Source organism: Streptomyces sp. NPDC107550 (assembly GCF_055639095.1).
The window spans coordinates 20,508-46,965 of sequence record NZ_JBVKBC010000010.1 but is presented as its reverse complement, the minus strand read 5'-3'; the positions used below and the strand labels follow the sequence as shown (position 1 = coordinate 46,965).

Below are 26,458 nucleotides of genomic sequence, written 5' to 3'. Positions count from 1 at the left end.
TCGGCGCATGAACGGGGAACAGTGGTTAGCGGCCTGCCATCCGAGGCCCGCTACGGTCGAGGAAGCCTGGGGGCGGCCACCGCACCTGGCGACGCTGCCGGTGGGAGCCGGCTTCGAGGTGCTGCGGCTGTTACAGCCGCTGGCGCTGACCGTGCTGTGGGAGTTGGGTGACCAGGCGACCAAGATCCCTGTCCTGGAGGAGCACCGGGAGCCGCGCCCGGCGTTCTATCTGCTGGCCGAGCCCGGCTCGGGCGAGGGGTGGCCCGAGGATCCGGAGGCAGTGATGCTGAGGGCCGGCGACGAGTTCACCGCGCCCTCCCCGTGCGCCGACGCCATCACCGGCGTACAACGGCACACGTTCTTGTGGCGCACGGCACCGGACGGCAGCGGGCTGCTCGCGGCCGCGGGAGAACTGCGGAGCGCGTACACGCGGGCCCGGGACGGGGAGCGGCAGACGGCGCGGGTGCGGGCGGCGCGATCGGTGTTCTGGGGCGCGAAGCACACCCGGCGCGGCTGAGGCCGCGGGACACCGCTCCCCTCGTCCGCTCCCCTCGCGCAGCCAGCCCCTCCCGCATGCTCCCGGCGGCCCAGTGGCCCTTCCCCTCTCCCGAGTTCGGCGGCTTTCAGGTGCGGTCGTCGAAGCGGACGAGGTACGCGTCCAGGGCTGCCGCGCCTGCCAGCATCGCGCGGGAGCGGGCGGTGAGGCGAGCGTGCCAGTCCTCCAGCGTCGCGCGCAGCGGTTCGAGGCCGCCGGCGGTGCGCACCTCGGTGATCAGCGGGGCGATGCGCTCCAACGGCGCTCCACCGCGCCGCAGTTGATGCACGAGATGGGCGTCGCGGATGTCGGAGTCGTCGTAGACGCGGTAGCCCGTGGCCGGATCCCGGCGGGGCCGCACCAGGCCCGCCCTCTCCCATGCGCGCAGGGTCGCGGGGCGCAGCCCCAGACGGTGAGCCAGCGGCCCGATGAAGGTCGCCCCGGTGCCCCTGGACTGCCCCCTGGCCGGGGCCCGGACCGAGGCCGTATCGCCGGGCGGGCTTTCCCCGTCCGGAGCGAGGGCGCGCAGGGCCTCTTCGACCGCGTCCAGAGTGCGGCGGTCCTGAAGGAGACGGGCGTGACTCTCGTCGAGCGCCCGGTAGGCGGTGGCCGCGTCGTCGTCATGGACGGCCCGCATGACGGTGGTCGCCGTCCGGTGGCCGTGCCCGACACGCAGGGCGAGGAACGCGCGCAGCGCCTTGTCGTGCAGCGGTGTGTAGGCGCGGTAGCCGTGGGCGGTGCGGGCGGCGGGCGGCAGGATGCCCGCGTCCTCGTAGTTCCTGACCGCCTGCGTGGACAGGCCGTGCCCGCGTGCCAGATCGACCGGCCGCAGCCGTTCCCCGCTTTGAAGGTTTCGCCCCATGAACGCGACGATAACGCGCGAAAGTCTCCACCGAGCCTTCAGCGATAGCGTCGAAGGCATGACCTCCGACCTCGTGGAACACCTCGCCGATCTCGATGCCACCGCCCTGCTGCGGCTCCTGCCGCACCGGCCCCGTCTGCTCGCCCTCGGGGAGCCCACCCACGGCGAGGACGCCCTGCTGCGCGTGCGCAACACCTTGTTCCGGCAGCTCGTCGAGGAACACGGCTACCGCACGATCGCGTGGGAGAGCGACTGTCTGCTCGGGGTGAAGGTCGACGACTACGTGACGGGCGGCCCGGGCGTACTGGACGAGGTGGTGGCCGGCGGGATCAGCCACGGCTGGGGCACGAGCGCCGCCAACCGCGACTTCGTACGCTGGATGCGCGCCTACAACGACGGGCGGCCCGCGCCGGAGCAGGTGCGGTTCGCGGGGTTCGACGGGCCGCTGGAGATCACCGGCGCCGCCGCGCCGCGCGAGCCGCTGACGGCGCTGCACGCGTTCCTCGCGGAGCGGATCGATCCGGCGCTGCTGCCCTGCACGGCGAGCGGCCTCGACGCGCTCCTCGGCGACGACGCGCGCTGGACGGCCGAGGCGGCGATGTGGGACCCGGCGCACTCCTGCGGGCAGTCCGCCGACGCGGGCCGGCTCCGCCTGATCGCCGACGATCTGTCCGCGCTCCTCGACGAACACGCGCCGCACCTGCGGACGGTCTGCGGGCCGGCGGAGCGTGAGCGGGCCCGGCTGTGGGCCCGTACGGCGCGGGGGCTGCTGCGCTACCACCACTGGATGGCGGACCGCTCCCCCGCCCGGATGAGCCGGCTGCTCGCCGTGCGGGACCAGATGATGGCCGGCAACCTGCTCGCGCTCGCCCGGCGCGGGCCGACCCTGGTCCACGCGCACAACGCCCATCTCCAGCGCCCGCGCAGCTCCTTGCGGATGGGCGGCGGTGAGCCGGTGCACTGGTGGAGCGCGGGCGCGCTGGTGAGCGAGCGGCTCGGGGAGCAGTACGCGTACGCCGCGACCGCGCTCGGCACGCTCGACCACCAGGGCGTCGGCGCTCCGGCACCCGACACGCTGGAGGGACGGCTGTACGGGGCGTGCGGGCCGCTCGCCCTGGTGGGCCCGGCGCGGTGGGCGGCGTCGTGGGAGGGGCGGGAGCCGCGGCGGCGGGAGTCGCCGTGGTTCGGGTACGCGCCGCTCGACCCCGGGCACGTTTCGGAGTGGGACGCGCTGGTCTTCGTACGGGAGGTGCGCCGGGAGGGGGCGCCCGGGTGAGAGCGCACGAGTGAGAGCGCACTGGTGAGGGCTCACGGTGAGCGCGCCCGCCTCTTCGCGCCGCCCGGCGCTGTCGGCCTCGCGCCACCCGGCATTGCCGGCCTGCTCCATCGGCGTGGGCCGTGCGGGCGTGTCACCACCAGCGACCCGAGAAGCGGCGCAAGAGGGAGTCCGCCTGGTCTTCCGTGATGCCGAGGCCCTCCGCGACGGCCAGGACGTGTGCGGCGGGGGCGTGGGCGGCGGTGAGGCCGATGGGGCGGATCAGGCGTTCCAGGGAGGTCGTCGCGCGCAGGGCCGCGACCGGGTCGTCGTCGGCCAGCGCGGACAGGCGGGCCGAGAGCTGGTCGAACAGGGCCGTGACGTCGGGCGGCAGGGCGACCGTGCGCGCGGTGATCTCCGCGATGTGGGCGGCCCAGTCGGCGCGCGGCCCTGCGATGTCGTAGCCGTGCGGTGCGTGGGGGTCGATGTCGGACCAGTCGATGGGGTGGCTGCGCGGAGCGTGCCAGCCGCACGTGCACAGCGCGGCGAGGGCGGCGGCGCGGGGTGCGCCGTCGCGGCCGTGGTAGACCCACCAGTCGCGGGAGGAGGGGATGCTGCTGCCGCTGCCCATGTCGAAGAAGCGCGGGCGGGGTTCGCTGCCGTCGGCGAGCAGGGCCCTGGCCCGGCCCCGGTGCGAGCTGCCGAACTCCTCGGTGCCCCATTCCCATGTCGTCTGGTCCATCGCGGCGCCTCCTCGTGCCTGTGGTGCGGCCGGTCCGCTCCGGCGGGCGGCGCGGGCCGGCTCCCAGCTTGCGGGCGCGGCGCGGTGTCCGGGGAGGCCGCCGGTCCAACTTCCGCGGGCGTTGGCACCGGACGGCCCCCGGCGGGCGGGTCAGGCGGGGTCGTCGAGGCTGGTGGTGACGGGGGTGCCGGCCTCGACGGTGCGGCTGACGGTGCACAGGCGGTCGTGGGAGGTCTTCACCGCGCGCGGCAGGATCGTCCGGGCGCGGTCGCCGCCGGGGCCTTCGGGGAAGGTGACGGTGAACGCGGCCCGCAGGTCGGTGAGGAGGTTGCCGCCGCTGTCGTCCTCGGTCTTGTGACCGCTGACGTGGACGGTGAAGGCGGTCGGTTCGGTGTGCCGGCTCGTGGCGACGTCGACGTCGGCGGCCGAGCAGCCGCCGATCGCGGCGAGGAACAGCTCGACCGGCGTGAAACCGCTGTCCCCGGTGCCGAATTCGATGCGGTCGCCGCGGGCGTTGGTGGCGGTGAAGCGGCCCTCGCCGGTGCGCTCGACGGTGACGGAGCGCTGCGTTTGGTCAGTCATGCGTCGACAGTAGAGGGCGCCCGGGGCCCGTGCGGCGCGGGCGCCCTCGTGGCGCCGGGGGCAGGCTTCGCGCCACCTTCCGGGCAGGCTTCGCGCCACCTTCCGACGGGGCCCTATCTGCCCGCCGCGCGTGCCGTTAGCATGTTCGAACTTGCCGACGATCACCCCGATCGCCCGTTCTTCACGGAACATCGCGGCATACCGCACCACAAACGACGTTTCGCCCGATATCTCCATATCTCTACATCTCCATATCCCCTATGCCCAGCCAGCCTTCAGAGCCGACGAGTTAGACACGTGCAGACCACACCACCTCGAATACCCTCGCCCGACCGCAGCGGCTCCCCGGCACCCTCGTGGCGCGAGCCGCGCACCCTCCTGTGGGCGGTGGCGGGTCTGGCGACGCTCGGTTTCCTCGTCGGCCTGGAGATCACGGCGCGCCACTACGGCGAGCCCGGCCCCCTGGCCGCGCAGGGCGGCGAGCTTTTCCGTACCCCCACCTCGGCGTCGCTGCTCTACGGCGGCCTCGCGCTGACGATGGTGGTGATCCCCTGGCGGGAACGGCGCGTCGCGCTGTGCGCGGCCGCCGTGATCGACATCGTGTTCGTGCTGTTCCGCTGGATCATGGGCACGCACGTCTACTTCGGCAACGGCGCCCTGTGGGCCATGGTCGGCATCGCGGCGTACGCCGTCTACCGGCACACCGGCAGCGAGCGGCTCCTGCGGCTCAAGGGCGTCGGCCTCGGACTGCTGCTCGTCAGCGGCCACAAGGCGGGCGACACCTGGCTGCTCATCACGTCGAAGACGCGGCCGACGGTCCTCGACCCGTACGTGGCGACCGCCGACCACGCGCTCGGCAACCCGTCCTGGGTCGTCGGCCGCATCGTCGAGGCCACGGACCCGGTCGGCGGCGTGCTGCTGCACATCGTGTACGGGCAACTGCCGCTCGCCGCCGCCCTCGTGGGCCTGTACCAGCTCCGCAACGTGGCGGCCCGGCACGGCTTCCCCGCCCACCACCTGGTCCGCACGTTCCTCGTGATCGGGCTGCTCGGGCCCGTGATCTACATGATCTTCCCGGTGGTCGGCCCGGTGTACGCGTACGGCGCCGAGGGCGGCCAGTGGGCGGCGTCGAACGTCTGGCCCGACCTGCTGCCGCAGATCGGAGTGCCGCACGCGATCCCGTTCGACGGGGTCACCCCCCGCAACTGCATGCCGAGCCTGCACACGGCCTGGGCGACGACGCTGTTCATCCACTCCCGCGAGGGATCGCGGTTCATGCGCTGGGCGGGCACGTTCTGGCTGGTCGCCACGCTCACCGCGACCCTGGGCTTCGGCTATCACTACGGCATGGACCTGGTCGCCGGTGTCGTGTTCGCGCTGACCATCGAGGCCGCGATGCGGGCCCTGGCGTACGGCTGGGACCGCTCGGCGACGCTGCTCGTCGGCTACGGAAGCGTCGCGTTCGGGGCGCTGCTGGTCGCGTACCGCTGGCTGCCGCAGCAGATGGCCGCGTACCCGTGGCTGTACGGGCCGCTGATCCTCGCGGTGCTCGGCTCGGTGATCCATCTGTATGTGCGTACGGCACGGCTGTGGAGCCCGCGGGCCGGCGAGCCGGAGCCGGCGGCCCCCGCCCGCTCCGGAGACCCGCAGCCCGAGCCCGCCTGACCCGGACCGCTCCGGCGCTCCCCGTCACCGCACGGCACACCACCGCCCCGGCACCCGCGAGGTGCCGGGGCGGTGGTGTGCCGCCGTCAAGGCTGGGTGGCGAGCTGGATGAGGTTGCCGCAGGTGTCGTCGAGGACGGCGGTGGTGACCGGGCCCGCGTCCAGGGGTTCCTGCGTGAAGCGGACGCCGAGGGCGCGCAGTCGCTCGTACGCGGCGTGGACGTCGTCGACGGCGAACTGGGCCAGCGGGATGCCGTCGGCGACCAGCGCGTCCCGGTAGGGGGCGACGGCGGGGTGTCCCGCGGGCTCCAGGAGCAGTTCGGTGCCGTCGGGGTCCTCGGGCGAGACGACGGTCAGCCAGCGGGCGCCGCCGCCGAGGGGCACGTCGTGCTTCTTCACGAAGCCGAGCACCTGCGTGTAGAAGTGTTCGGCCTTCGCCTGGTCGTCGACGAAGACGCTGGTGAGGTGGATCTTCATGGGGCGGGCTCCTCGGGTGCGGACGGCTCGGGTGCGGACGGCTCGGCGGGCAGCCAGCGCGCGGCCAGCTCCCGCAGCGGGGCCGTCTCCAGGTCATGGAACTTGTAGCGGCCCTCCCGCCGGGTCACGACGAGACCGGCGCCCTCCAGCACGGCGAGGTGCTGGGAGACCGCCTGACGGGTCAGGCCGAGCCCGTGCCGGGCGCTCAGCCGGGAGCAGATCTCGAAGAGGGTCTGCCCGGACTTCCCTGTCAGTTCGTCGAGGATGGCGCGGCGGGTGGGGTCCGCCAGGGCTTTGAACACGTCGTCGGCCACACCTCCACCATAGGCAAGTTTCTACTTGCCTACCAAGTCGAGCGCCTCCGCCTGGTGCGTGGAGACGACCTCGCTGCGGCCCGCGCCGCGGTCCATGCGGCCGCCGGCGAAGGCGAGGCCGAGGCCCGCGACGGCGAGGGCGGCGCCGACCAGGCTCGGCGCGGCCCAGCCCCAGCCGGCCGCGATGACGAGGCCGCCGAGCCAGGCACCGCCCGCGTTGGCGAGGTTGAACGCGGAGTGGTTGGAGGCGGCGGCCATCGTCGGCGCGTCCTTCGCCTTGGCCATCAGGAGCATCTGGATGGGCGTGGTGATCAGCGAGCCCAGCGCGCCGACCACGGTGACCGTGACGAGCGCGAGGACCGTGTGGTGCACCGTGAAGTAGAACGCCACGAGCGCGGCGGCGAGCAGCGCGAGGGCCGTGTACAGGGTGGGGCGCAGGGCGCGGTCGGTGAGCGGCCCGGCGACGAGCGTGCCGAGCGTCATGCCGACGCCGTACAGGGCGAGGACGCCGGTGGTCGCGCCGTCGGACAGGCCGGTGAGGTGCGTGAGCATCGGTACGAGGTAGCTGTACACGGCGAAGAAGCCGCCGAAGCCCACGACGGCGGTGGCCAGGCCGATGACGACCTGCTTGTTGCCCATGGCCCGCAGTTCGTGCCGGACGCCGGACTGCTGTCCGCGCGGCTGGTGCGGCACGAACAGGGCGAGCGCGGCGAAGGCGACGACGCCGATGACGGCGACCCCGACGTAGGCGGCGCGCCAGCCGAGGTGCTGGCCGAGCGCGGTGCCGGCGGGCACACCGATGATGTTGGCGACGGTCAGGCCGAGGAACATGCGGGAGACGGCGGTGGCGGCGCGCTCGGGCGCGACGAGCCGGGAGGCGACGACCGCGCCGACGCCGAACAGCGCGCCGTGCGGCAGGCCGGACAGGAAGCGGGCGGCGAACAGCAGCCCGAAGTCGGAGGCGAACGCGGATGCGGTGTTGCCGACGACGAACAGGCCGGTGAGCAGCAACAACAGGCGCTTGTGCGGGATGCGGGCGCCTATGCCGGTCAGGACGGGAGCGCCGACGACGACGCCGAGGGCGTAGGCCGAGACGAGGTTGCCGGCTTGCGGCACAGACACCCCGATCCCGTCCGCGATCTGGGGCAGCAGCCCCATCGTGGCGAATTCGGTGGTGCCGATGCCGAATGCGACGACAGCCAGGGCCAACAGAGCCAACGGCATGGTGCGGGGGAACCTTTCGAAGATGACGGTCGGCGGTCACGCGGTGCAGCGCCTGCGGAACGCGCCGCATTCCAAGATCCGCCGCCCTCTCGCCGTGACTCGTCTCACGTACGGCGGCGGGCGCACCGATGAGTTCAGGCGCGCGGGGCGGTCTGCATGGTCAGACACCCACCCTAAGGTCCGGAGGCACCATGTCCACCAGCCGAAGCGCACTGCCGCCCGTCGTCGATGCCGCGACGTGGGCGAAGGAACTGGCGGCACTGCGCGCACGGGAGAAGGCGGCGACGCGGGAGCTGGACGCCATCGCGGCGCGGCGCAGGCGTCTGCCGATGGTCGAGATGCCCGATTACGTCCTCGCGGGCGAGGAGGGCCCGGTGCGGCTCGTCGAGCTGTTCGAGGACAAGCCGCAGTTGATCGTCTACCACCACATGTGGCACGAGGGCGCCGCCTGGCAGTGCCCGGGCTGCACGGGGTTCACGTCGCAGTTCACGCGCTTCCTCGGGATCGAGAAGTTCGACGCGCGGTTCGTGATCGTGACGCAGGGCCCGCTGGAGGAGGCGCTCGCCTACAAGCGCAAGGTCGGCAACCGCATGACGTGGTACTCGACCGCCGACAGCCCGTTCGGCGCCGACGTGGGGGCGCCTCCCGGCGGCGGGTTCGCGCTCAACGTGTTCCTGCGCGACGGCGACACCGTCTACCGCACCTGGCACACGGACGGGCGCGGAGTGGAGCAGGTGAGCCCGCTGTTCGGCCTGGTCGACCTGTTGCCGTACGGGCGTCAGGAGGTCTGGCAGGACGTGCCCGAGGGATGGCCGCAGCAGGAGACGTACCGGCGCTGGGCGTCGTCCCAGGAGATCGCCGAGGCGTACGGCGAGGACGGCTGACGCGGCGGCGGACGGAGCCGGTGCTCTCCGTCCGCCTCGGTCGGCAGGGGTGCCGCGTCAGCCCGTGGGGGCGGCGGCGTGCTCGCGCTCGGCCGCATGTTCGCGCTCGGGGGTGAGCGCGGTCCAGCGGCCGCCGGTGTCCTCGCGGGCGAGGCCGTGCTCGGCGAGCGTCTTCAGGTGCCGGGTGACCGTGCGGGCGGTCCAGCCGACGCCGGCGCACACCTCGTCGAGGGTGAGTCCGTCCGGGGCCTGGGCGAGGTGGTCCAGGGTCAGCCGGGCGTTCTTGCCGAGGTCGGCGGCCGGCGTCGGGGGCTGCGGCGCCGGGTGGGGGTCCGCTCGCCGGTCGGCGGTCCGCGCCGGGGGCACGGGGGCGGTGGCGCGGGCGGCGGCTGCGGGGGCGGGGCTGGTGGGGGTGGTGCTGTCGGGCTCCGGCGCGGTGGGCGCGGGGACGGTGGGGGCGGGCGCGGGGGCGTCCTGCGCGGTGGGGGCGGGGGTCTGCCGCTCGGCGGCGTGCTGCCCGGGGGTGTGCTCCTGCGTGGGCGCCGGGGCTCCCTGCGCGGTGGGGGCGGGTGCCGGGGCGTCCCGCTTCGCGGGGTCGGGTGTGCGCGGGCGGCCGTAGCCGAGGTTGCGCAGGACGCGGTCCAGGTCGGGGCCCGGGGCCGGGTCCGCCACCGCCGTCGCCGTCGCCGGGGTGGTGGCGCGCGGGGTGCTCGCGGGGCCGACCGGGCGCGGGGTGCGGTTGACCGTGCGGTGCCTGCGGCCCTTCTTCTTGGCCTTGTTGCTCATCCGCCGCCTTTCTCGAACGCGTTGATCTAGGTCACGTGTTCAACGACGGACCGGCCGCGAGGACGCGCCCCCCTTTCGCCGGGGCGCGTCCGCACGTACCCGGGTCAGCGCTTGAGGACGCCGTCGAGCCACTCCAGGACCTCGGGCGTCACGGGGTCGGTGAGGTCGGCGTACTCGTCGTGCTTCTTCAGGAACTTCGCCACGTACGGGCACACCGGCACGATGCGCAGGCCGCTGCGGCGCACGTCGTCGAGCGCCTCGCGCACCAGCGTGGCGGCGAGGCCCTGACCGGCGTACGCGTCGTCGATCTCGGTGTGGAAGAAGACGCGCCTGTCGTCGCGGTCGCGGTAGGCGGTGAAGCCCGCGCTCTCGCCGTCGACCTCGATGACGTAGCGGTGGCGTTCCTCGACGCGGCGGACGGTCGGGGCGGCGGCGGGCGCCGGGGCGGGCGTGGCGGCGGGTTCGGTCATGGCGGTTCCTCCGGGCAGCGGCGGGTTGGTGCGGGGCCTGAGTGTGGTGTGCGGCAGGGCGGGGGCGGGGAGCCGGTCGCCGGGGTAGCCCTCGACGTGGCCGAACCGCTCGGAGCGCGCCTCCCAGTCGCGGCGGGCGACGGCGATGTCCTCGTGGGTGCGGCCGACGAAGTTCCACCACATGAGGATCTCCTCGTCGAACGGCGGGCCGCCGAGGAGGATCACGCGGGCGCTCGTGTCGCCGTCGTTGACGAGGCTCAGGGTGCGGGCGCCGGGTGCGGTGTAGCCGAGGGCGGCGCGTTCCAGGGCGGTGCCCGCGAAGGTGACCGCGCCCTCGTCGACGAGCAGGCCGTGCTCGAAGGCCGGGTCGACGTCCAGGGTGACGCGGGCGCGGGGCGCGAGCCGCAGTTCGGCGCCGAGCAGCGGGGTGAAGGTGCGCACCGGCGAGGTGGATCCGGCGAGGGTGCCGAGGAAGACGCTGATGTCGGCGCCCTCGACGCGGACGGGGGCGGGCCTGTGGTGCTGGAAGGCGCGGGCGGCGTCGCGGTGGGCGTCCGGCAGGGCGACCCAGAGCTGTACGCCGTGCAGGACGGTGGTGTCCGGGGTGGAGACCTCGGTGTGGCTGATGCCGTGGCCGCCGGTCATCAGGTTCAGCTCGCCGGGGCGGACCATGGCGTGGGTGCCGAGGCTGTCGCGGTGCTCGATCTCGCCGGTGAACAGCCAGCTCACGGTCTGCAGGCCGGTGTGCGGGTGCGGGGCGACGTCCATGCCGCCGGTCGCGGCGACGTCGTCGGGCCCGTAGTGGTCGATGAAGCACCAGGCGCCGATCAGCGTCCTGGCCCGCTGGGGCAGTGTCCGGCGCACGGTCATGGAGCGCGGTCCGCCGAGCGGTACGTCCCGCGCGGTCAGGACCTCCACGGTGCTGTTCATCCCCGCCCTCACCTTCACCCTCGCCAAATTAGGTTAAGATTCAACTACTGCGGTGATCATACGTCCTCGGCGGCGCGGCCCGCGACCTGAAGCCGCAACGCACCTCGAAGGAGACAGAGTTGAGCGAGAGCCCGTCCACGACGCCCCGGCGGGTGTTCGTCGACAAGCAGAGCCCCAAGGCGTATCACGCGCTGACGCAGACCGCCGAGGCGGTACGGGCGGGCGCCGCCGAGGCCGGACTCGACCGCGTCCTGGTCGAACTGGTCAACCTGCGGGTCTCGCAGCTCAACGGCTGCGCCTACTGCCTCGACGTGCACACCCGGGCCGCCCTGCGCGCGGGCGAGAGCCAGCGGCGGCTCGGCGTGCTCGCCGCCTGGCGGGACACGGAGGTCTTCACCGACCGCGAGCGGGCCGCGCTGGCGCTGGCCGAAGCGGTCACGCACCCGGCCGACGCCACCCTCCAGAACGAGGCGTACGCGCAGGCCCGCGCCGTGTTCGACGAGGACGCGCTGTCGGCCGTGATCTGGGTGGCGGTCACCATCAACGCCTTCAACCGCGTGTCGATCCTGAGCAAGCACCCGGTGCGCCCGGACCCCGCGTAGGGCGTATCAGGGCAGGATCGAGTCCACGTAGCCGCCGTCCACGCGCAGCGCGCCGCCCGTCGTCGCGCTCGCCTGCTCGGAGGCGAGGTAGACGACCATGTGGGCGATCTCGTCGGGCTCGATGAGCCGCTGGATGAGGGACTGCGGCCGGTACTCGCGCATGAACGCGCGCTGCGCCTCGTCCCAGGGCATGTCGTCACCGACGAGTTCGCGGACGAAGTCCTCGACGCCGCCGGTGTGCGTGGGCCCGGCGACGACGGAGTTCACGGTGACGCCCGTGCCGGCCGCCTGCTTGGCGAAGCCGCGTGTCACGGACAGCAGCGCCGTCTTCGTCATCCCGTAGTGGATCATCTCGGCGGGGACGACGACGGCGGAGTCGCTGGCGATGTTCTGCACGCGCCCCCAGCCGCGCTCGGTCATGCCCGGCAGGTAGTGGCGGATGAGGCGGACGGCGGCGAGGACGTTGACCTCGAAGTAGCGGCGCCACTCGTCGTCGCTGATCTCCAGCGGGTCGGCGGAGCCGAAGATGCCGAGGTTGTTGACGAGGATGTCGACGTGCGGAAGCGCCTCGGCGGCCTGGGCGAGCCCTTCCTCGGTCGTGACGTCGGCGACCACGGGCACGAGGTCGACACCGGGCACGTCCGCGTCGATGTGCGCGATGGCGGCCTCGACGCGGGCCCGCGAGCGGCCGTTGATCCCGACGCGGGCCCCGGCGCGGGCGAGGCCGGTGGCGATGGCGGCGCCGATGCCCTGGGTGGAGCCGGTGACCAGCGCGGTCCGTCCGGTCAGGTCGATGTGCATGGGGTGGGGCTCCTTGCGGCTCACGAGGGTGGTTACGTCCCACACGTACCCGTACACGTGCTCCGGCAACGGGTCCGTTCGTCCATCCGTGCGAGCGGGCCGTCACCGGTCCGGGTGACACGCGCGGAAGTGACGTACGACACGTCATGACGGGGCGTGGTCCTGGGTAGGCGGACGCGTGCTCGCCTGGACCGTTCCAGGGAGAAACGCACGAAACACCGACCCTGGGAGGTAGCGATGTCCTCGAAGCGACGCCGCAAGAAGAAGGCCCGCCGCAAGAACGGCGCGAACCACGGCAGCCGTCCCCAGTCCTGACTGCGGGCACGGACGAAGGGGCGGCACGCACGCGTGCCGCCCCTTTCGCGTCTGCCATCATGGCGGGCGCTGTGACCTGGACGTCCGTAGGAGGGTGGTCGTGATGGAGCCGTCGGAGCTGCCGCATCTGCGCCGGTGTGTGGAACTCGCCGCCGAGGCGCTGGAGGCCGGTGACGAGCCGTTCGGCTCGGTCCTGGTCGACGGCGGCGGCACGGTCCGCGCCGAGGACCGCAACCGGGTCTCGGGCGGCGACGCGACCCGCCACCCCGAGTTCGACCTCGCCCGCTGGGCCGCCGAGAACATGACGCCCGAGGAGCGCGCCTCGGCCACCGTCTACACCTCCGGTGAGCACTGCCCGATGTGCGCGGCGGCGCACGCGTGGGTGGGGCTCGGCCGCATCGTCTACGTGGCGTCGTCGGCGCAGCTCACGCAGTGGCTCGCCGAATGGGGCCGGCCGCTGGGTCCCGTACGGGCGCTGGCGGCGTCGGAGATCGCGCCGGAGGTGGTCGTCGAGGGTCCGGTCGACACGCTCGTGCCGGAGGTACGGGAACTGCACCGCAGGTTCGCGCAGGAATCCTCGGCACGCTGACGGCACGCCCGGCCGGGGCCCGCGTCAAGGGCGCTCTGCCGGGTTCCGTCAGGGGCGGTCTGCCGGGGTCTGCTCGGGCCGGTCGGCCGCTGCCGCGGCGGGCGCGGTGGCCTCCTGCCAGACGAAGCCGTCCGGGTCGGTGAAGTCGCCGGCGCCGCCGAGGACGAGGCGGTGCGAGCCGCTGCCGTCGGCGGGGACGCCCGCGTCCTTGGCGAGGGCCGCGCGCTTGTACAGGCCGAGCTTGAGGGGCGTACCCGCGCCGGCGGTGAACTCGGCGTACTTGCCGCCGAAGCCGCGGGCCACCGTGAGGCCGTGCTCGGCGTACAGGCGCTTGGTCTCCTTGACGTCCTCGACGCCGAGGAGCAGCACGATCTCGTCGAAGCGGGCGGCGCCCGGGGCGGTGTTCTTCTTGCCGGACGTGGCGATCTTCCAGAGGGTGCCGTCGGGCGCCTGGACGACTCCGCCGTAGCCCCACAGGGACTTGTGGGGCGCTTTGACGGTGGTGGCGCCCGCAGCGAGCGCGGCGGCGACGAGGGCGTCGACGTTCGCCGGCTGCGCGGTGGTCAGGGAGAGCGTGAAACCGCGGAAGCCCGTCGAGGGGGCCTCTCCTGCGGCGCGGACGTGGACGTGGTCGCGGATGCCGAACGCGGTGCGCAAAAACTCGGCGGCGGCCTCGGGGGCGGTCGCCTCAAGGGTGACGGAGGTGAGGGAAGTCATGTCCTCCACGCTAGAGGCGCGCCGCTGACCGGGGCTTCTTCATTCCTGCTCGATGTCGGGCGGGTGGTCGGGCGCGCCCTCCGGCTCGCCGCAGTCGCCGCCGGGGACGGCGAACTCGCACCACACGGCCTTGCCGTCACCGCGCGGTTCGACGCCCCAGCGGGAGGCGATGGCCTCCACCAGCAGCAGACCGCGCCCGGAGGTGGCGGTCTCGCCGGGGCTGCGGCGGCGCGGGCGGGTGCTGGAGCGGTCCTTGACCCACAGGCGGACGCAGCGCGGCGGGCCGGTGCGGACCTCCAGGGTGAGGATGGCGCCGCCCTCGGTGTGTACGAGGGCGTTGACGAGGAGTTCCCCGGCGACCACCTCGACGTCGTCGGCGACCTCGCCGAGGCCCCAGGCCATGAGGTGTTCGCGGAGCATCGCGCGGGCGTCGGCGAGGCCCTCGGGGTCGGCCTGGTGGACGTAGCGGTGGATGCGGGGGGCCTGCGGGGTGCCGGGGTCGGGGACGCGGCGCAGGACGAGCAGGGCGACGTCGTCGCCGCTGTCCCACTTGCGCCACAGGGTGCGCGAGAGGTGGTCGGCGACCTCCTCGGCGCTCGCGGGTGCGGCCGACAGGGCGTCGGCGAGGGCGGCCATGCCGGTGTCGACGTCGACGCCTGGCTCCTCCACGAGGCCGTCGGTGCACAGCAGGAGCGTTTCGCCGGGGACGAGGTCGAGGCGGGTCTCGGGGTAGTCCTCCTGCTCCAGTTCGGTGGCGATGCCGAGCGGGAGGCCGCCGCGCAGGCGCGGGATGCCGACGCGGCCGTCGCCGTGGCGCACGAGCGGCGGCAGATGTCCGGCGCGCACCGCCCGCAGGATGCCGGTGGCCGGGTCGAACTGGGCGTAGGTGCAGGTGGCGAAGCGTTCCGTGTCGAGTTCGGCGAGGAAGCGCGAGGCGCGGGACAGGACGGTCGAGGGGGCGTGCCCCTCCCCCGCGAACGCCCGCAGCGCGATGCGGAGCTGGCCCATGATGGCAGCGGCGTGCGTGTCGTGCCCCTCGACGTCGCCGACGACGAGACCGATGCGGCCCCGGGGCAGGGTGATGACGTCGTAGAAGTCGCCGCCGACCTCGCGGCCGCCCCAGGCCGCGTGGTAGCGGACGGCGACCTCGGTGTCGGGCACGTGCGGGATGTCGCGGGGCAGCATCGTGGACTGGAGGCTGGTGGCGAGGTCGCGTTCCTCGTCGAAGAGGATGGCGCGTTGCAGGGACTGGGCGACGATGCCGGACAGGCCGACGCACAGGTTGCGGTCGGCGTCGGAGAACTCCCTGCGGCCCCGGTAGAACAGGGCGAGCCCGCCGATGGCCTGGTCCTGCGCGACGAGCGGCAGGAACGCGGCGGAGTCCAGGCGCAGCTTGTGCACGTACGGGCCGAGCCGGCTGAGCCCGGGGCGCAGTTCGGACAGGGCGCTGACGAAGCGGGGTTTGCGGCGCAGGACCGCGTCGACGAACGGCAGCGTCTCGTCCACCTGGTGGAGCTTGAGTTCGGAGAGCGCTTCCATGGACTGGCCGACGAGGGCGATGAGCTTGAGGGCGTCGCCTTCGCGCAGGCCGAGGACGAGGCCGTCGGCGGCGAACCGGTCGAGGCCGCCCGCGCCGGACAGCACGGCGACGACGTCGTCGACGGTGACGGCGCGGGACAGGGCTTCGGTGGTGCCCTCCACCATGAGGGAGAGGCGTCGGCCCTTGGCGGCGCGCAGGTCGAGCCCGGCCAGTTCCTGCGGTTCCCTGGGCGCGGCGCGCAGGATGCCGATGACGCGTACGGCGCGGCCGTCGCCGTCGCGCAGCAGGCGGCCGGAGGCGTGACTCAGGCGCAGGGAGCCGTCGGGCAGGCGGACGCGGAAGTAGACGCCGTAGGAGTCGGCGCCGGAGGCCGCGGCGGTGTGGACGGCGGCGGTGATGCGGACGGCGTCCTCGGGGGTCAGGCGGGAGCCGAGGGACGCGGCCGTGCCGCGGAACTCTTCCTCGTCGATGCCGAGCACGGCGCGGCAGTTCGCGTCGAGGTCGAGAGTGCCGTCGTCGAGATTCCAGTCGAAACTGCCCACGCCGTTCAGGCGCAGGCGCTCTTCCAGACCGATGTCCGGTCGCTTCGCAGGCCCCATATGACTCGCTCCGTTGTACCGATCGTCACCGTAACCGCCGCGCGGGGCGGGCGCGCGGCGGTCGGGTCCGGGCGGGGTACGGGGCCTGCGGCGGGGCCCCTCGGAGGTTCCGGGTGGGGCCTGCGTCCTCCGGCCAGGGCGGGGCGGGGGCTCAGTCCTGGTGCGGGACGGGGCAGCCCGGCGGGAACGTGCCGAGGTCCTCCAGCCGGTAGCCGTCCGGGTAGCCGCGTACGTTGCGGCTCTGCCGGGCGAAGTGAGGGGTGCGGCGCGCGGGCAGCAGCCGTACGACGCGTCCGCGCAGCCGGACACCGCCGCGCACGGCCCGCTCCACGGCGGCGGGCGGCGCGCCGTAGCCGAACGCCGCGCGCAGCGGCTCGTCCATCAGGCACAGGGACGCGGTGCGCACGGCGCCGCGCAGCGGGCCGGGGTACCAGGAGGCCATGACGTCGAGGGTGGCCTCGGAGACGGCGTGGCCGCCGGGGTCGAAGGCGAAGTGGCGGCGCTCGTACTCCTCCATCAGCTCCTCGAACTCCGGGTAGGTCTCGGGGACGTTCTTGATGTTCATGCGCTTGCCGAGGGCCCGGTAGTAGTTGGTCGAGGCATGGATCTCGGCGCGGGAGTACGGGCGCCAGCCGTAGGCGTCCATCCAGCGCTTGGGCACGACGACGAAGGTGGACAGGACGTAGAGGAAGTCGTCGTCGGGGATGTCGTACGAGCGGTGCATCTGGTTCATACGGCGGATCGCGCGGCGGCCCGGCTCGGAGTCCATCCCGTGCTCGACCGGCGCGTCCAGGATCAGCGCGGTGTCGTCGTAGCGCTTCTGGGTCCGCTCGGTGAACTCGCCGGTCTTCGCCAGGAGGGCGCCGATGCTCGGTACGGCGTAGGTGCGGTAGAGGGCGAAGCCGAGGGCCTGCGTGGTGTCCCAGGGGAACTCGTGCGTGCAACTGATGCGGTAGATCTCCTCGAACTCCGTCTCGGGGTCGAGGCGTTGGATCCGGCGGAGCCAGTGGTTGCGCGGCAGCATGTGGTCCTCCCCTGGGGCCTGCGCCGGCGGTACCGGCGCTCGCCCCATGATTCCGCGCCGGGGCGGGCGGCGGGGCGGATTCCGGCCGCGTGGGGTGGGCGCGCGGGGGTGTCATGGCGTGTCGCCGTGCCAGAAGAGGCGGCGGCCCCGGCGTGTGCGGCCCGGGTCGCCGGCGGGGCCGTACAGGGAGTGGCCGCCGGGGCCGTGGGCGCCCAGCTCGGTGGGCAGGGCCAGTTCGTACGCGGGAGCCGGGGCGTCCGGGGTCATGGCGGCTTCCGTGGCGTCCGTGGCTGGTGCGGCGGCGGGGCCGGGGTGGTCGGTCACGTCGAGGAGCAGGCCGTCGAGCGGGCCGCCGACCAGCTCCGCGTACGTCCGTCCCGGCTTCGGCGCGGCGTCCTCGTGGTCCGCGCCGTAGACCCGCCCCCGCATGAATTCCTGCTCGTCCATACGAGGAGCGTCGCATCCGGCACTGACAATCGCCCCTGCGCGAGGGACGGCGACCGGCGTCGGGGGCGGGTTTCCGGCGGGCGGCGCGGGGGGCGCCGGGGGATCATGGAGGGGTGCTGACGGTGGTGCTGACGGTGCTCCTCCTCGCGTCCCCCGAGCGGACGCCCGGGCTGATCTCGCAGGTCGAGAGCGTGCCCGGCGCCTGTGTGCTCTCGTACACGCACGACAGCCGGCTGGCGCTCGCGCGGGCGCGGGTGCTGCTGCCCGATGTGCTGACGGTGGACATGAGCGCGCAGTTCGCGCCGGACGCGGCGGCGGTGCTGGAGCGGGCGCGGCAGCTCGATCCGCCGTGCGCGGTTCTCGTTCACGACGCGGACACCGTCATCGGCATGATCGCGCCGAGGGACCGGATCTCGCCCGTGCACGACTGCGCGCCGGGGGCGCTGGGACGGGCCCTCGCGGGGTTGGCGGGGAGCGGGCCGGGTTAGGGGGTTAGGGGGTCAGAGCCTTCCCCTCCTGCGGATCATGCCTGGTCAGCGGGTTCTGGTTCGGTTCTGGCGGGTCCAGGTCAGCAGTTCCTCGGCCGGCCAGGTCGTGACGACGCGCTCGGCGGGGACCTCGCACTCCTCGGCGCGGGCGCAGCCGATGATCTGCCAGTCGAGCTGCCCGGGGGCGTGCGCGTCGGTGTCGACGGAGAACAGGGTGCCCGCCTCGACGGCCCGGCGCAGCAGCCGGCGGGGCGGGTCGAGGCGTTCGGGGCGGCTGTTGATCTCCACGGCGGTGCCCGCCTCGGCGCACGCGGCGAACACCGCGTCGGCGTCGAACTGGGACTCGGGCCGCCCCCGCCCGGTGACCAGGCGCCCGGTGCAGTGGCCGAGGATGTCGGCGCGCGGGTCGCTGACGGCGCGGACCATGCGGCGGGTCATCGCGGCGCGGTCCATGCGGAGTTTGGAGTGCACGGAGACGACGACGAGGTCGAGCCGGTCGAGGAGTTCGGGTTCCTGATCGAGGGAGCCGTCGTCGAGGATGTCGCACTCGATGCCGGTGAGCAGGCGGAACGGCGCCCAGGTGCGGTTGAGTTCCGCGACGACGTCGAGCTGTTCGCGCAGCCGTTCGGGCGACAGGCCGCGCGCGATGGTGAGCCGGGGCGAGTGGTCGGTCAGCACCGCCCATTCGTGGCCGAGGTCGCGGGCCGCCTCGCCCATCTCGCGGATGGGGCTGCCGCCGTCGGACCAGTCGGAGTGCAGATGGCAGTCGCCGCGCAGCAGGGCCCGCAGCGCCGCTCCGGCCTCGCCTTCGACGAGGGGCGCGCGGGCCTCGTCCTCCAGGCGGGTCAGATAGGCGGGGGTGTCCCCGGCGAGCGCCTCGCGGACGACGGCGGCGGTCTTGGGTCCGATGCCCTTGAGGGACTCCAGGGTGCCGCGGGCAGCGCGTTCGGCGACCTCGGCGTCGGACAGGCCCGACACGACGTCGGCGGCGGTTCGGAAAGCGCGGACCCGGTAGGTGGGGGCGCGGGACCTCTCCAGAAGGAAGGCGATGCGCTCCAGCGCCTGTACGGGCTCCATGCTCACCTCCGCGTCTCGCCCGGGCCGGCCGGCGTACTGCGGCCCGGTGTTCAGCGTCCCCCATCGGGGGCGGCGGGGCACGTCGGGCGGGGCGCGCGGACAGAAGGCGCACTTTGAGTTCCCATAAATCAGCCTTATGGCCTCATAGAGCAGACCCGCCTGCCAACTAAGGCATGCCTTACTTTAAGCTGGGCCCTCGGGTGCCTCACCGGCACTCGCCGTTGTCACGCGAAGGGAACCACCATGCCTCGCCCCCTGCGGGTCGCGATCGTCGGAGCGGGCCCCGCCGGCATCTACGCCGCCGACGCCCTGCTCAAGTCCGACGCGGCCGCCGAGCCCGGCGTGTCCATCGACCTGTTCGAGCGCATGCCCGCTCCCTTCGGCCTGATCCGCTACGGTGTCGCGCCCGACCACCCGCGCATCAAGGGCATCGTCACCGCCCTGCACCAGGTGCTCGACAAGCCGCAGATCCGGCTGTTCGGCAACGTCGACTACCCGCGTGACATCAGCCTCGACGACCTGCGCGCCTTCTACGACGCCGTCGTCTTCTCCACCGGCGCCACCGCCGACCGCTCCCTCGACGTGCCCGGCATCGACCTCGAAGGGTCCTACGGCGCCGCCGACTTCGTCTCCTGGTACGACGGCCACCCCGACGTGCCGCGCACCTGGCCGCTCACCGCCGAGAAGGTCGCCGTGCTCGGCGTCGGCAACGTCGCGCTCGACGTCGCCCGCATCCTCGCCAAGACCGCCGAGGAACTGCTGCCGACCGAGATCCCGCCGAACGTCCACGAGGGCCTGAAGGCCAACCGGGCGCGCGAGATCCATGTGTTCGGGCGGCGCGGCCCGGCGCAGGCCAAGTTCAGCCCGATGGAGCTGCGCGAGCTGGACCACTCCCCCAGCATCGAGGTCATCGTCAACCCCGAGGACATCGACTACGACGAGGGGTCCATCGCCACCCGGCGCAGCAACAAGCAGGCCGACATGGTCGCCAAGACGCTGGAGAACTGGGCGATCCGCGACGTGGGCGAGCGCCCGCACAAGCTGTTCCTGCACTTCTTCGAGTCGCCCACCGAGATCCTCGGCGAGGACGGCAAGGTCGTCGGCCTGCGCACCGAGCGCACCGAGCTGGACGGCACCGGGAACGTCAAGGGCACCGGCTCCTTCACCGACTGGGACGTCACGGCCGTCTACCGCGCCGTCGGCTACCTCTCCGACGAGCTGCCGAAGCTGCCGTGGGACGTGGCGTCCGGCACGGTTCCCGACGAGGGCGGGCGGGTGATCGAGGAGTCCGGCGAGCACCTGCCCTCCACGTACGTCACCGGGTGGATCCGGCGCGGGCCCGTGGGGCTGATCGGGCACACGAAGGGCGACGCCAACGAGACCATCGCCAACCTGCTCGCCGACCACGCCGAGGGGCGGCTGCTGACGCCGGTCGCGCCGGAGGCGGAGGCGGTGGAGGCGTTCCTCGCGGAGCGGGGGGTGCGGTACACCACGTGGGAGGGGTGGTATCGGCTCGACGCGGCGGAGAAGGCGCGGGGGGCCGCGCAGGGGCGGGAGCGGGTGAAGATCGTGGAGCGGGGGGAGATGTTGGACGCCAGCGGGGTGTGACTCCGTCGGGCGGGATTCCGGGTACCGCTCATATCGGGCCTGGGCCCGAGCCCCCTGGGGTCAGCGGGCCTGCCCGCGGTTCTTGATCTGGCGGCCTGCGGATGGGGGCCTGCCCGTGGCATTTCGCCTGCCGGCCGGCGGGGCATCTCGCGAAGTTCCCCGCGCCCCTGGGTGGGTGGGCCTGCCCGTCGTATCTCGCCTACCGGCCCGTGGGGCATCTCGCGCAGTTCCCCGCGCCCCTGGGTGGGTGGGCCTGCCCGTCGTATTTCGCCTACCGGCCCGTGGGACTTCTCGCGCAGTTCCCCGCGCCCCTGAAGCATGCGCTGCGCGCAGCTTCCCCCTTGGGGGCGCGGGGAACCGCGCACCTCAGCCGCAAGGGGCCTCAGCCCGAGAACTCCCCCAGGGGCGCGAGGAACTGCGCGATCGGCCACGACGTGACCGTCAGTCGAAGAACCCGCCTGAGGGGGCAGCGCCCCGACAGGGGCGCGAGGAACTGCGCGATCCGGCCACCACAAGCAGCCCGAACCCGAGGACTCCCCAGGGGCGCGAACGGTCAGCCCGCGTAATCTGTACCGTCCGTTGACGGGGTGAGGCGGCGGTAGGCGGCCCGGGCGTGGAGGACTCGGCCCGCGACCGTTCCGAGGACCGCCGCCGCCAACAGGCACCCCATCCACCCGGGATCCCGGTGCCCCGCCCAGGAGATCTCCCCCGTCGGCTCCGTGCCGAGCACGTTCAGACAGGTCCAGCAGAGCAACGCCGTACCGGGCGCCGCCACGAACCGCCCCCGCATCCCGAGCAGCGCGGCCAGCAGCGACAGGACGAGAAGCGCGAGGCCGGTGCGGTCGAGCACCCCGAGCACATCGAACAGGCCGACGAGCAGGAACGCCCCCAGATAGGCCGTGGTCCAGATCAACGGTGTCGCCCACGGGTCCGGCACCTGCCGCGCACCGCCGGCGATCTGCCGCCACTGAACCCACTGAACCATCCCGGTCCCCTCCCAGTACTCCACCGAACCGGGGCGAACCGGCCCTCCCCCCTGGCCGGCGCCCCGCAGAACGCTACCTCGGCCCGCCCGGGTGCACGCGGGCCGGTCAGTCGGCGGCGCGGGCCGCGCGCCGGGGCAGCTTCCAGTTCGGGCGCGGGAAGTGGCAGGTGTAGCCGTCGGGGTAGCGCTCCAGGTAGTCCTGGTGCTCCGGCTCGGCCTGCCAGAAGTCGCCGAGCGGCTCGACCTCGGTGACGACCTTGCCGGGCCACAGGCCGCTCGCGTCCACGTCGGCGATCGTGTCGAGCGCGATACGGCGCTGCTCGTCGTCGGTGTAGTAGATCGCGGAACGGTAGCTGCGCCCGATGTCGTTGCCCTGGCGGTCGCGGGTGCTCGGGTCGTGGATCTGGAAGAAGAACTCCAGCAGGGCCCGGTAGTCGGTGGCCGAGGGGTCGTAGAGGATCTCGATGGCCTCGGCGTGGTCCCCGTGGTCGCGGTAGGTCGCGTTCGGCGTGTCACCGTCGCCGGTGTAGCCGACGCGCGTGGCGGTCACGCCCGGCAGCCTGCGGACCAGATCCTGCATCCCCCAGAAGCACCCTCCGGCGAGGACGGCCTTCTCGGTTCCCTGTGTCATGCGACGCTCCCTGCTCAACGGTGTTTCGCGGCGACTTCCCGCCGTACCGTGCAACGCGCGAGAGTGCCGGAACATTTCGGCCCCGCGAGAACGGCGGGACGACACCGGCCGCAGTGGGCGATCCTCTTGCCCCATAGGCAAGTAGTGCGGGATTCAATCAACACTTTGTTTATGATCACCGGGTCCCCGACCGCCCTGCCCGGAGCACGCATGTCCACGCCCCCGCCCGCCGCCACCGCCCCGCGACCGCACCCCGTGCACGCCCTGCGCGCCACCGCCTTCGCCATCGGCGCCCTGTCGCTCCTGGTGGGGGTCGGTGTGCTGCTGCACCAGCCGCTGCTCATACCCCCGCTCGCGGCGAGCGCGGCGCTGGTGCACGGCGCGCCCGGGCTGCCGATCTCGCAGCCGCGCAACCTCGTCGGCGGCCAGCTCATCGCGGCCGTCATCGGCTTCGCCACCCTCGCGGTGACCGGCAGCAACGGCTGGGGCGCCGCCGTCGCCGCCGGTCTGTCGCTCGGCGTGATGATGCTGACGCACCTGTCGCACTCCCCCGCCGCCGCGACCTCCGTGATCGTCGTGCTCCAGGCGCCGGACCCGGTGCCGTTTCTGCCGCTGCTGGCGCTGGCGACGGCCCTGCTCGTCGCCATCGGGCTGCTGCCCGGCCGGATCGGCGGCCACCCGGTGCGCTACCCCGTGTCCTGGTGAGACCCACCGACCGGTGAGGCCCGCCTGGGGAACGCCCCCCCCGGGCCCGAATTCCGGATGACCGGAGCGGGCGTGGGCTGTTACGGTGCGGGGACCTTCCGCGTGAGTTGAGGAGACCGAACATGGCGGGTGACGACGACATCTCCGGGTGATACCCGGACCTGACAGGCCATCGGCCGATGTTGTGACGCATCGCCGCCCGTGGCCTCACAGTCGTCCCCTTTTCCGGTTCCGGGCAGGCGCAGTGCCCTGTCCGTCTCCCACCCGAGGTCTCTCGTCGTGTCCGACGCTTTCGTCATCTGCTCGAACCTGTCCTTCTCCTGGCCGGACGACACGCCCGTCTTCGACGGCCTGTCCTTCTCGCTGCCCGGCGGCCGCACCGGTCTCGTCGCGCCGAACGGCTCCGGCAAGTCCACCCTGTTGCGCCTGATCGCCGGTGAACTGAAGCCCGCCGGCGGCTCGGTGAGCGTGCGCGGCACCCTCGCCCACCTGCCGCAGACGCTGCCCCTGACCGACGGCCTCAGCGTCGCCGAGGTCCTCGGGGTCGCCGACGTGATCCGCGCCATCGACGCCGTCGAGTCCGGTGACGTGGACGAACGGCACTTCACCACCATCGGCGACGACTGGGACATCGAGGAGCGCACCCGCGCCCAGCTCGACGCCCTCGGCCTCGCCCACCTCGCGCTCGACCGCACCCTCGGCACGCTCAGCGGCGGCCAGATCGTGCAGCTCGGGCTCGCCGCGCAGCTCCTCAAGCGGCCCGAGGTGCTGCTGCTCGACGAGCCGACCAACAACCTCGACCTCGACGCCCGCCACAAGCTCTACGACGTCCTGGAGAAGTGGCACGGCTGCCTGCTGCTCGTCAGCCACGACCGGGAACTCCTCGACCGCATGGAGCGCATCGCCGAACTCGACCGGGGCGGCCTGCGCTTCTTCGGCGGCGACTTCACGTCGTACGAGGAAGCCGTACGCGCCGAGCAGGAGGTCGCCGAGAAGAACGTGCGCGCCGCGGAGGCGGAGGTCAAGCGGGAGAAGCGCGAGATGCAGCAGGCCCGCGAGCGCGCCGAGCGCCGGGCGAGCAACGCGGCCCGCAACCTCAAGAACGCCGGCCTGCCGAAGATCTTCGCCGGCACGATGAAGCGCGGCGCGCAGGAGTCGGCGGGCCGCGCAGGACAAGTGCACGCTTCCCGCGTCGACGAGGCCCGCGCCCGCCTCGACTCCGCCGAGCAGGCGCTGCGCGACGATCCGCGGCTCGTGCTCGACCTGCCCGACACCAAGGTGCCCGCCGGCCGGACCGTGTTCCTCGGCGAGGAGCTGAAGGTCGCCCGCGACGGCCGCGAGCTGTTCACCGGGCCCGGACTGAGCCTGACCGTGCGCGGCCCCGAGCGGATCGCGCTCACCGGGTCCAACGGCGCGGGCAAGACGACCCTGCTCCGGCTGATCGGCGGCGACCTCACCCCTGACAGCGGCACCGTCCGCCGCGCCGACGGCCGCGTCGCGTACCTGTCGCAGCGGCTCGACCTGCTCGACCGGGAGCGCACGGTCGCGGAGAACTTCGCCGCGTTCGCGCCGGCCCGCCCGGAGGCCGAGCGGATGAACCTGCTCGCCCGCTTCCTCTTCCGTGGCCCGCGCGCCCAGCTTCCCGTGTCCGCCCTGTCCGGCGGCGAATTGCTGCGCGCGACGCTCGCCTGCGTGCTGTGCGCCGAGCCCGCGCCGCAGATGCTGCTCCTGGACGAGCCGACGAACAACCTCGACCTCGTCGGCGTGGGCCAGCTGGAGAGCGCGCTCGCCGCGTACAAGGGCGCGTTCGTGGTCGTCAGTCACGACGCGCGGTTCCTCGCCCGGATCGGCGTGGAGCGCACCCTGCGGCTCGCGAACGGCACCCTGACCGACCTCGGGGCCCCGGAGGCGGGCGCCGATGTCTGAGCCCGCCCTGATCGCCCGCGACCTCGTCCGCGTCCACGGCGCCCGGCGCGTCCTCGACGGCGTCAGCCTGACCGCCGCCCCCGGCGCCCGCATCGGCCTGATCGGCGAGAACGGCGTCGGCAAGTCGACCCTGCTGCGGCTTCTCGCCGGCGTCGACACCCCGGACGCGGGCAGCGTGGAGCGCCCCGCGGACCTCGGCTTCCTGCGCCAAGAATTGCCGTACGAGCCCGGGCACACCGTCACCGACGTACTGGACGAGGCGCTGCGCGAGGCCCGCTCCGACCTCGCCGACCTTGAGCGCCTCGGCGCGCTGTTGGCCGACACCCCCGAGGGCGGCGACGGGCACACCGCCCTGCTCGACGCCTACGGACAGACCCTGGAACGGGCGCAGGCGCGGGAGGTGTGGGACGCCGAACGGCGGGCGGCGCTCGCGCTCGACGGGCTCGGGCTCGGCGCGCTCGACGGCGGCCGCACGCTCGGCTCGCTGTCGGGCGGGCAGCGCGGGCGGCTCGCCCTGGCGGCGCTGCTGGTGCGGCGGCCCTCGGCGCTGCTGCTCGACGAGCCGACGAACCATCTCGACGACGAGGCGGCCGCGTTCCTGGAGGCGCGGCTGCGCGAACTGCCCGGGACGGTGGTGCTCGCCAGCCACGACCGGGCGTTCCTCGACGCGGTCTGCACCGAGCTGCTCGACCTCGACCCGGCGCTCGACGGGCCCGTGCGGCACGGCGGCGACTACAGCTCGTACCTGGCGGCGCAGCGGGCGGCACGGGCGCGCTGGGAGCGGCGGTACGTGCGGGAGCAGGAGGAGTTGGAGGAGCTGCGGCACGGCGCGAAGGTGACGGCGCGCAGGGTCGCGCCGGACCGGGGCCCGCGCGACAGCGAGAAGATGGGGTACGGGCTGCGGGCCGGCCGGGTGCAGAGCCAGATCGCCCGGCGCGTGCGCAACGCGACGCGGCGCCTGGAGGAGAGCGAGCGCGCTCAAGTCCCGCCCACGCCGCGCCCGTTGCGGTTCAGCCCGGCGGCGCTCACCGGCGTCGCACCCGAGGCGAAGTCGGAGTCCGCCGGTGCGGAGGCTCCCGGGGCGGAGGCGGCGCGGGAGGCCGGCCCGCTGGTCGCGCTGCGCGGCGTACGGGTGCCGGGGCGGCTCGCCCTGGACCGGCTCGACGTGACGCCGGGCGACCGGCTGCTGGTCACCGGCGCCAACGGCACCGGCAAGTCCACGCTCCTCGCCGTCCTCGCGGGCCGGTCGGCGGCCGAGGGCGAGGTGCGGGTGCGGCCGGGGCTGCGCGTGGGGCTGCTCCCCCAGGACACGGTCTTCGCGCACCCCCGGCGCACCGCGCGCGAGACGTATCTGCGGGCGCTGGGGCCCGAGGCCGCGCAGGCCGTGCCGCTCGCGTCGCTGGGCCTGCTCGGCGTGCGTGAACAGGGCACGCCGGTCGGGCTGTTGTCGGTGGGGCAGCGGCGGCGGCTGGCGCTGGCGCTGCTGGTGGCCCGGCCGCCGGAGCTGTTGCTGCTCGACGAGCCGACGAACCATCTGTCGCCTCGGCTGTGTGACGAGTTGGAGGACGCGCTCGGTCCGGGCCCCGGGGCGATCGTGGTCGCCAGCCATGACCGGTGGCTGCGGCGGCGCTGGCAGGGACGGGAACTGGCGCTCGACGCTCGCTGACCTGTGCGGGCCG

28 protein-coding genes are annotated in these 26,458 nt (G+C 73.6%); 12 read left to right on the top strand and 16 right to left on the bottom strand.

All coding sequences use genetic code 11. The features are described 5' to 3' along the window. The first annotated feature begins 7 nt into the window (after positions 1–7). Complete coding sequence (locus ACZ7LY_RS16270; protein WP_471625233.1) at positions 8–517, top strand: hypothetical protein; 510 nt, start codon at positions 8–10, stop codon at positions 515–517. A gap of 106 nt (positions 518–623) precedes the next feature. Here the strand turns inward: ACZ7LY_RS16270 and ACZ7LY_RS16265 are convergent, their stop codons facing one another. Then, positions 624–1,397 (bottom strand): TioE family transcriptional regulator, encoded by a 774-nt coding sequence (locus ACZ7LY_RS16265; RefSeq protein ID WP_471625232.1) that lies wholly within the window; start codon positions 1,395–1,397, stop codon positions 624–626. 58 nt (positions 1,398–1,455) lie between these two features. On the opposite strand from ACZ7LY_RS16265, the gene ACZ7LY_RS16260 reads away from it, so the two are divergent. After that, positions 1,456–2,673 (top strand): erythromycin esterase family protein, encoded by a 1,218-nt coding sequence (locus ACZ7LY_RS16260; RefSeq protein WP_471625231.1) that lies wholly within the window; start codon positions 1,456–1,458, stop codon positions 2,671–2,673. Between the two features lie 133 nt (positions 2,674–2,806). Here the strand turns inward: ACZ7LY_RS16260 and ACZ7LY_RS16255 are convergent, their stop codons facing one another. Continuing rightward, the gene (locus ACZ7LY_RS16255) at positions 2,807–3,394 is read right to left on the bottom strand and encodes a hypothetical protein (RefSeq protein ID WP_471625230.1); all 588 of its coding nucleotides are present in this window, start codon (positions 3,392–3,394) and stop codon (positions 2,807–2,809) included. Positions 3,395–3,544: 150 nt separating this feature from the next. Continuing rightward, positions 3,545–3,976 carry an OsmC family protein gene (locus tag ACZ7LY_RS16250; RefSeq protein WP_471625229.1) on the bottom strand — a complete coding sequence of 144 codons (432 nt, stop codon included), beginning with the start codon at positions 3,974–3,976 and terminating at the stop codon, positions 3,545–3,547. A gap of 297 nt (positions 3,977–4,273) precedes the next feature. On the opposite strand from ACZ7LY_RS16250, the gene ACZ7LY_RS16245 reads away from it, so the two are divergent. Continuing rightward, positions 4,274–5,641, top strand: a complete 1,368-nt coding sequence (locus ACZ7LY_RS16245; RefSeq protein ID WP_471625228.1) for a DUF5933 domain-containing protein — start codon at positions 4,274–4,276, stop codon at positions 5,639–5,641. An 86-nt stretch (positions 5,642–5,727) separates the two neighbouring features. Here the strand turns inward: ACZ7LY_RS16245 and ACZ7LY_RS16240 are convergent, their stop codons facing one another. The 3 genes from ACZ7LY_RS16240 to ACZ7LY_RS16230 are packed head-to-tail and all read right to left on the bottom strand — an operon-like array spanning position 5,728 to position 7,655. Then, on the bottom strand, positions 5,728–6,117 hold the full coding sequence (locus ACZ7LY_RS16240; protein ID WP_471625227.1) for a VOC family protein: 390 nt from the start codon (positions 6,115–6,117) through the stop codon (positions 5,728–5,730). Beyond that, a complete protein-coding gene (locus tag ACZ7LY_RS16235; RefSeq protein WP_471625226.1) occupies positions 6,114–6,431 on the bottom strand; it encodes an ArsR/SmtB family transcription factor in 318 nt (105 codons plus the stop codon). Before ACZ7LY_RS16235 ends, ACZ7LY_RS16240 begins: the two co-directional genes overlap by 4 nt. A 21-nt stretch (positions 6,432–6,452) precedes the next feature. Further along, positions 6,453–7,655, bottom strand: coding sequence for an MFS transporter (locus ACZ7LY_RS16230; protein WP_471625225.1), 1,203 nt, complete (start codon positions 7,653–7,655; stop codon positions 6,453–6,455). Positions 7,656–7,846: 191 nt separating this feature from the next. Between ACZ7LY_RS16230 and ACZ7LY_RS16225 the strand changes: the two genes are divergently transcribed. Next, a complete protein-coding gene (locus ACZ7LY_RS16225; RefSeq protein WP_471625224.1) occupies positions 7,847–8,539 on the top strand; it encodes a DUF899 family protein in 693 nt (230 codons plus the stop codon). Positions 8,540–8,596: 57 nt separating this feature from the next. Here ACZ7LY_RS16225 and ACZ7LY_RS16220 read toward each other — a convergent pair whose 3' ends face one another. Next, positions 8,597–9,325 (bottom strand): helix-turn-helix domain-containing protein, encoded by a 729-nt coding sequence (locus tag ACZ7LY_RS16220; RefSeq protein WP_471625223.1) that lies wholly within the window; start codon positions 9,323–9,325, stop codon positions 8,597–8,599. Positions 9,326–9,429: 104 nt separating this feature from the next. Then, positions 9,430–10,725: a GNAT family N-acetyltransferase gene (locus ACZ7LY_RS16215; RefSeq protein WP_471625222.1), complete on the bottom strand. Its 1,296-nt coding sequence runs from the start codon at positions 10,723–10,725 to the stop codon at positions 9,430–9,432. Between the two features lie 119 nt (positions 10,726–10,844). Here ACZ7LY_RS16215 and ACZ7LY_RS16210 point away from each other — a divergent pair, with 119 nt between their 5' ends. Continuing rightward, positions 10,845–11,327 carry a carboxymuconolactone decarboxylase family protein gene (locus ACZ7LY_RS16210; protein ID WP_471625221.1) on the top strand — a complete coding sequence of 161 codons (483 nt, stop codon included), beginning with the start codon at positions 10,845–10,847 and terminating at the stop codon, positions 11,325–11,327. Positions 11,328–11,333: 6 nt separating this feature from the next. On the opposite strand, the gene ACZ7LY_RS16205 is transcribed toward ACZ7LY_RS16210, so the two are convergent. Next, positions 11,334–12,128: an SDR family NAD(P)-dependent oxidoreductase gene (locus tag ACZ7LY_RS16205; RefSeq protein ID WP_471625220.1), complete on the bottom strand. Its 795-nt coding sequence runs from the start codon at positions 12,126–12,128 to the stop codon at positions 11,334–11,336. Positions 12,129–12,365: 237 nt separating this feature from the next. Between ACZ7LY_RS16205 and ACZ7LY_RS16200 the strand changes: the two genes are divergently transcribed. Both ACZ7LY_RS16200 and ACZ7LY_RS16195 read left to right on the top strand, forming a co-directional pair. Further along, positions 12,366–12,443, top strand: a complete 78-nt coding sequence (locus ACZ7LY_RS16200; RefSeq protein WP_370443954.1) for a 50S ribosomal protein bL37 — start codon at positions 12,366–12,368, stop codon at positions 12,441–12,443. Positions 12,444–12,546: 103 nt separating this feature from the next. Then, positions 12,547–13,032, top strand: coding sequence for a nucleoside deaminase (locus ACZ7LY_RS16195; RefSeq protein ID WP_471625365.1), 486 nt, complete (start codon positions 12,547–12,549; stop codon positions 13,030–13,032). 48 nt (positions 13,033–13,080) lie between these two features. Here ACZ7LY_RS16195 and ACZ7LY_RS16190 read toward each other — a convergent pair whose 3' ends face one another. The 4 genes from ACZ7LY_RS16190 to ACZ7LY_RS16175 all read right to left on the bottom strand — a co-directional run bounded on the left by ACZ7LY_RS16190 (position 13,081) and on the right by ACZ7LY_RS16175 (position 17,359). Further along, positions 13,081–13,749 (bottom strand): VOC family protein, encoded by a 669-nt coding sequence (locus tag ACZ7LY_RS16190; RefSeq protein WP_471625219.1) that lies wholly within the window; start codon positions 13,747–13,749, stop codon positions 13,081–13,083. A 39-nt stretch (positions 13,750–13,788) separates the two neighbouring features. Next, entirely contained in the window at positions 13,789–15,888 is a 2,100-nt protein-coding gene (locus ACZ7LY_RS16185) for a SpoIIE family protein phosphatase (RefSeq protein WP_471625218.1), read from the bottom strand. A 151-nt stretch (positions 15,889–16,039) separates the two neighbouring features. Continuing rightward, positions 16,040–16,909, bottom strand: a complete 870-nt coding sequence (locus ACZ7LY_RS16180) for an oxygenase MpaB family protein (RefSeq protein ID WP_471625364.1) — start codon at positions 16,907–16,909, stop codon at positions 16,040–16,042. A 114-nt stretch (positions 16,910–17,023) separates the two neighbouring features. Then, entirely contained in the window at positions 17,024–17,359 is a 336-nt protein-coding gene (locus ACZ7LY_RS16175; RefSeq protein WP_471625217.1) for a hypothetical protein, read from the bottom strand. A 113-nt stretch (positions 17,360–17,472) separates the two neighbouring features. Here ACZ7LY_RS16175 and ACZ7LY_RS16170 point away from each other — a divergent pair, with 113 nt between their 5' ends. Continuing rightward, complete coding sequence (locus ACZ7LY_RS16170) at positions 17,473–17,847, top strand: hypothetical protein (RefSeq protein WP_471625216.1); 375 nt, start codon at positions 17,473–17,475, stop codon at positions 17,845–17,847. A gap of 45 nt (positions 17,848–17,892) precedes the next feature. Here the strand turns inward: ACZ7LY_RS16170 and ACZ7LY_RS16165 are convergent, their stop codons facing one another. Beyond that, positions 17,893–18,924: a PHP domain-containing protein gene (locus ACZ7LY_RS16165; protein ID WP_471625215.1), complete on the bottom strand. Its 1,032-nt coding sequence runs from the start codon at positions 18,922–18,924 to the stop codon at positions 17,893–17,895. A gap of 243 nt (positions 18,925–19,167) precedes the next feature. Here ACZ7LY_RS16165 and ACZ7LY_RS16160 point away from each other — a divergent pair, with 243 nt between their 5' ends. Next, positions 19,168–20,532 (top strand): FAD-dependent oxidoreductase, encoded by a 1,365-nt coding sequence (locus ACZ7LY_RS16160; protein WP_471625214.1) that lies wholly within the window; start codon positions 19,168–19,170, stop codon positions 20,530–20,532. A 553-nt stretch (positions 20,533–21,085) separates the two neighbouring features. Here the strand turns inward: ACZ7LY_RS16160 and ACZ7LY_RS16155 are convergent. Both ACZ7LY_RS16155 and msrA read right to left on the bottom strand, forming a co-directional pair. Continuing rightward, positions 21,086–21,517 carry a hypothetical protein gene (locus tag ACZ7LY_RS16155; RefSeq protein WP_471625213.1) on the bottom strand — a complete coding sequence of 144 codons (432 nt, stop codon included), beginning with the start codon at positions 21,515–21,517 and terminating at the stop codon, positions 21,086–21,088. Positions 21,518–21,623: 106 nt separating this feature from the next. Next, positions 21,624–22,148 (bottom strand): peptide-methionine (S)-S-oxide reductase MsrA, encoded by a 525-nt coding sequence (gene msrA / locus ACZ7LY_RS16150; protein WP_471625212.1) that lies wholly within the window; start codon positions 22,146–22,148, stop codon positions 21,624–21,626. A gap of 210 nt (positions 22,149–22,358) precedes the next feature. Here msrA and ACZ7LY_RS16145 point away from each other — a divergent pair, with 210 nt between their 5' ends. The 3 genes from ACZ7LY_RS16145 (at position 22,359) to ACZ7LY_RS16135 (ending at position 26,445) form a co-directional block, all read left to right on the top strand. Then, the gene (locus tag ACZ7LY_RS16145) at positions 22,359–22,853 is read left to right on the top strand and encodes an HPP family protein (protein WP_471625363.1); all 495 of its coding nucleotides are present in this window, start codon (positions 22,359–22,361) and stop codon (positions 22,851–22,853) included. Between the two features lie 279 nt (positions 22,854–23,132). After that, complete coding sequence (locus ACZ7LY_RS16140; RefSeq protein ID WP_471625211.1) at positions 23,133–24,779, top strand: ABC-F family ATP-binding cassette domain-containing protein; 1,647 nt, start codon at positions 23,133–23,135, stop codon at positions 24,777–24,779. Then, positions 24,772–26,445 (top strand): ABC-F family ATP-binding cassette domain-containing protein, encoded by a 1,674-nt coding sequence (locus tag ACZ7LY_RS16135; protein ID WP_471625210.1) that lies wholly within the window; start codon positions 24,772–24,774, stop codon positions 26,443–26,445. Before ACZ7LY_RS16140 ends, ACZ7LY_RS16135 begins: the two co-directional genes overlap by 8 nt. Positions 26,446–26,458 lie beyond the last annotated feature (13 nt).

Excerpts from the sequence above, each read along its gene's own strand:
- ACZ7LY_RS16165 (WP_471625215.1), bottom strand. The coding sequence starts at position 18,924 with ATGGAGCCCGTACAGGCGCTGGAGCGCATCGCCTTCCTTCTGGAGAGG.
- ACZ7LY_RS16255 (WP_471625230.1), bottom strand. The coding sequence starts at position 3,394 with ATGGACCAGACGACATGGGAATGGGGCACCGAGGAGTTCGGCAGCTCG.
- ACZ7LY_RS16195 (WP_471625365.1), top strand. The coding sequence starts at position 12,547 with ATGGAGCCGTCGGAGCTGCCGCATCTGCGCCGGTGTGTGGAACTCGCC.
- ACZ7LY_RS16265 (WP_471625232.1), bottom strand. The coding sequence starts at position 1,397 with ATGGGGCGAAACCTTCAAAGCGGGGAACGGCTGCGGCCGGTCGATCTG.
- ACZ7LY_RS16160 (WP_471625214.1), top strand. The coding sequence starts at position 19,168 with ATGCCTCGCCCCCTGCGGGTCGCGATCGTCGGAGCGGGCCCCGCCGGC.
- ACZ7LY_RS16220 (WP_471625223.1), bottom strand. The coding sequence starts at position 9,325 with ATGAGCAACAAGGCCAAGAAGAAGGGCCGCAGGCACCGCACGGTCAAC.
- ACZ7LY_RS16175 (WP_471625217.1), bottom strand. The coding sequence starts at position 17,359 with ATGGACGAGCAGGAATTCATGCGGGGGCGGGTCTACGGCGCGGACCAC.
- ACZ7LY_RS16215 (WP_471625222.1), bottom strand. The coding sequence starts at position 10,725 with ATGAACAGCACCGTGGAGGTCCTGACCGCGCGGGACGTACCGCTCGGC.
- ACZ7LY_RS16145 (WP_471625363.1), top strand. The coding sequence starts at position 22,359 with ATGTCCACGCCCCCGCCCGCCGCCACCGCCCCGCGACCGCACCCCGTG.
- ACZ7LY_RS16185 (WP_471625218.1), bottom strand. The coding sequence starts at position 15,888 with ATGGGGCCTGCGAAGCGACCGGACATCGGTCTGGAAGAGCGCCTGCGC.
- ACZ7LY_RS16270 (WP_471625233.1), top strand. The coding sequence starts at position 8 with ATGAACGGGGAACAGTGGTTAGCGGCCTGCCATCCGAGGCCCGCTACG.
- ACZ7LY_RS16135 (WP_471625210.1), top strand. The coding sequence starts at position 24,772 with ATGTCTGAGCCCGCCCTGATCGCCCGCGACCTCGTCCGCGTCCACGGC.
- ACZ7LY_RS16205 (WP_471625220.1), bottom strand. The coding sequence starts at position 12,128 with ATGCACATCGACCTGACCGGACGGACCGCGCTGGTCACCGGCTCCACC.
- ACZ7LY_RS16260 (WP_471625231.1), top strand. The coding sequence starts at position 1,456 with ATGACCTCCGACCTCGTGGAACACCTCGCCGATCTCGATGCCACCGCC.
- msrA (WP_471625212.1), bottom strand. The coding sequence starts at position 22,148 with ATGACACAGGGAACCGAGAAGGCCGTCCTCGCCGGAGGGTGCTTCTGG.
- ACZ7LY_RS16190 (WP_471625219.1), bottom strand. The coding sequence starts at position 13,749 with ATGACTTCCCTCACCTCCGTCACCCTTGAGGCGACCGCCCCCGAGGCC.
- ACZ7LY_RS16200 (WP_370443954.1), top strand. The coding sequence starts at position 12,366 with ATGTCCTCGAAGCGACGCCGCAAGAAGAAGGCCCGCCGCAAGAACGGC.
- ACZ7LY_RS16240 (WP_471625227.1), bottom strand. The coding sequence starts at position 6,117 with ATGAAGATCCACCTCACCAGCGTCTTCGTCGACGACCAGGCGAAGGCC.
- ACZ7LY_RS16250 (WP_471625229.1), bottom strand. The coding sequence starts at position 3,976 with ATGACTGACCAAACGCAGCGCTCCGTCACCGTCGAGCGCACCGGCGAG.
- ACZ7LY_RS16225 (WP_471625224.1), top strand. The coding sequence starts at position 7,847 with ATGTCCACCAGCCGAAGCGCACTGCCGCCCGTCGTCGATGCCGCGACG.
- ACZ7LY_RS16155 (WP_471625213.1), bottom strand. The coding sequence starts at position 21,517 with ATGGTTCAGTGGGTTCAGTGGCGGCAGATCGCCGGCGGTGCGCGGCAG.
- ACZ7LY_RS16230 (WP_471625225.1), bottom strand. The coding sequence starts at position 7,655 with ATGCCGTTGGCTCTGTTGGCCCTGGCTGTCGTCGCATTCGGCATCGGC.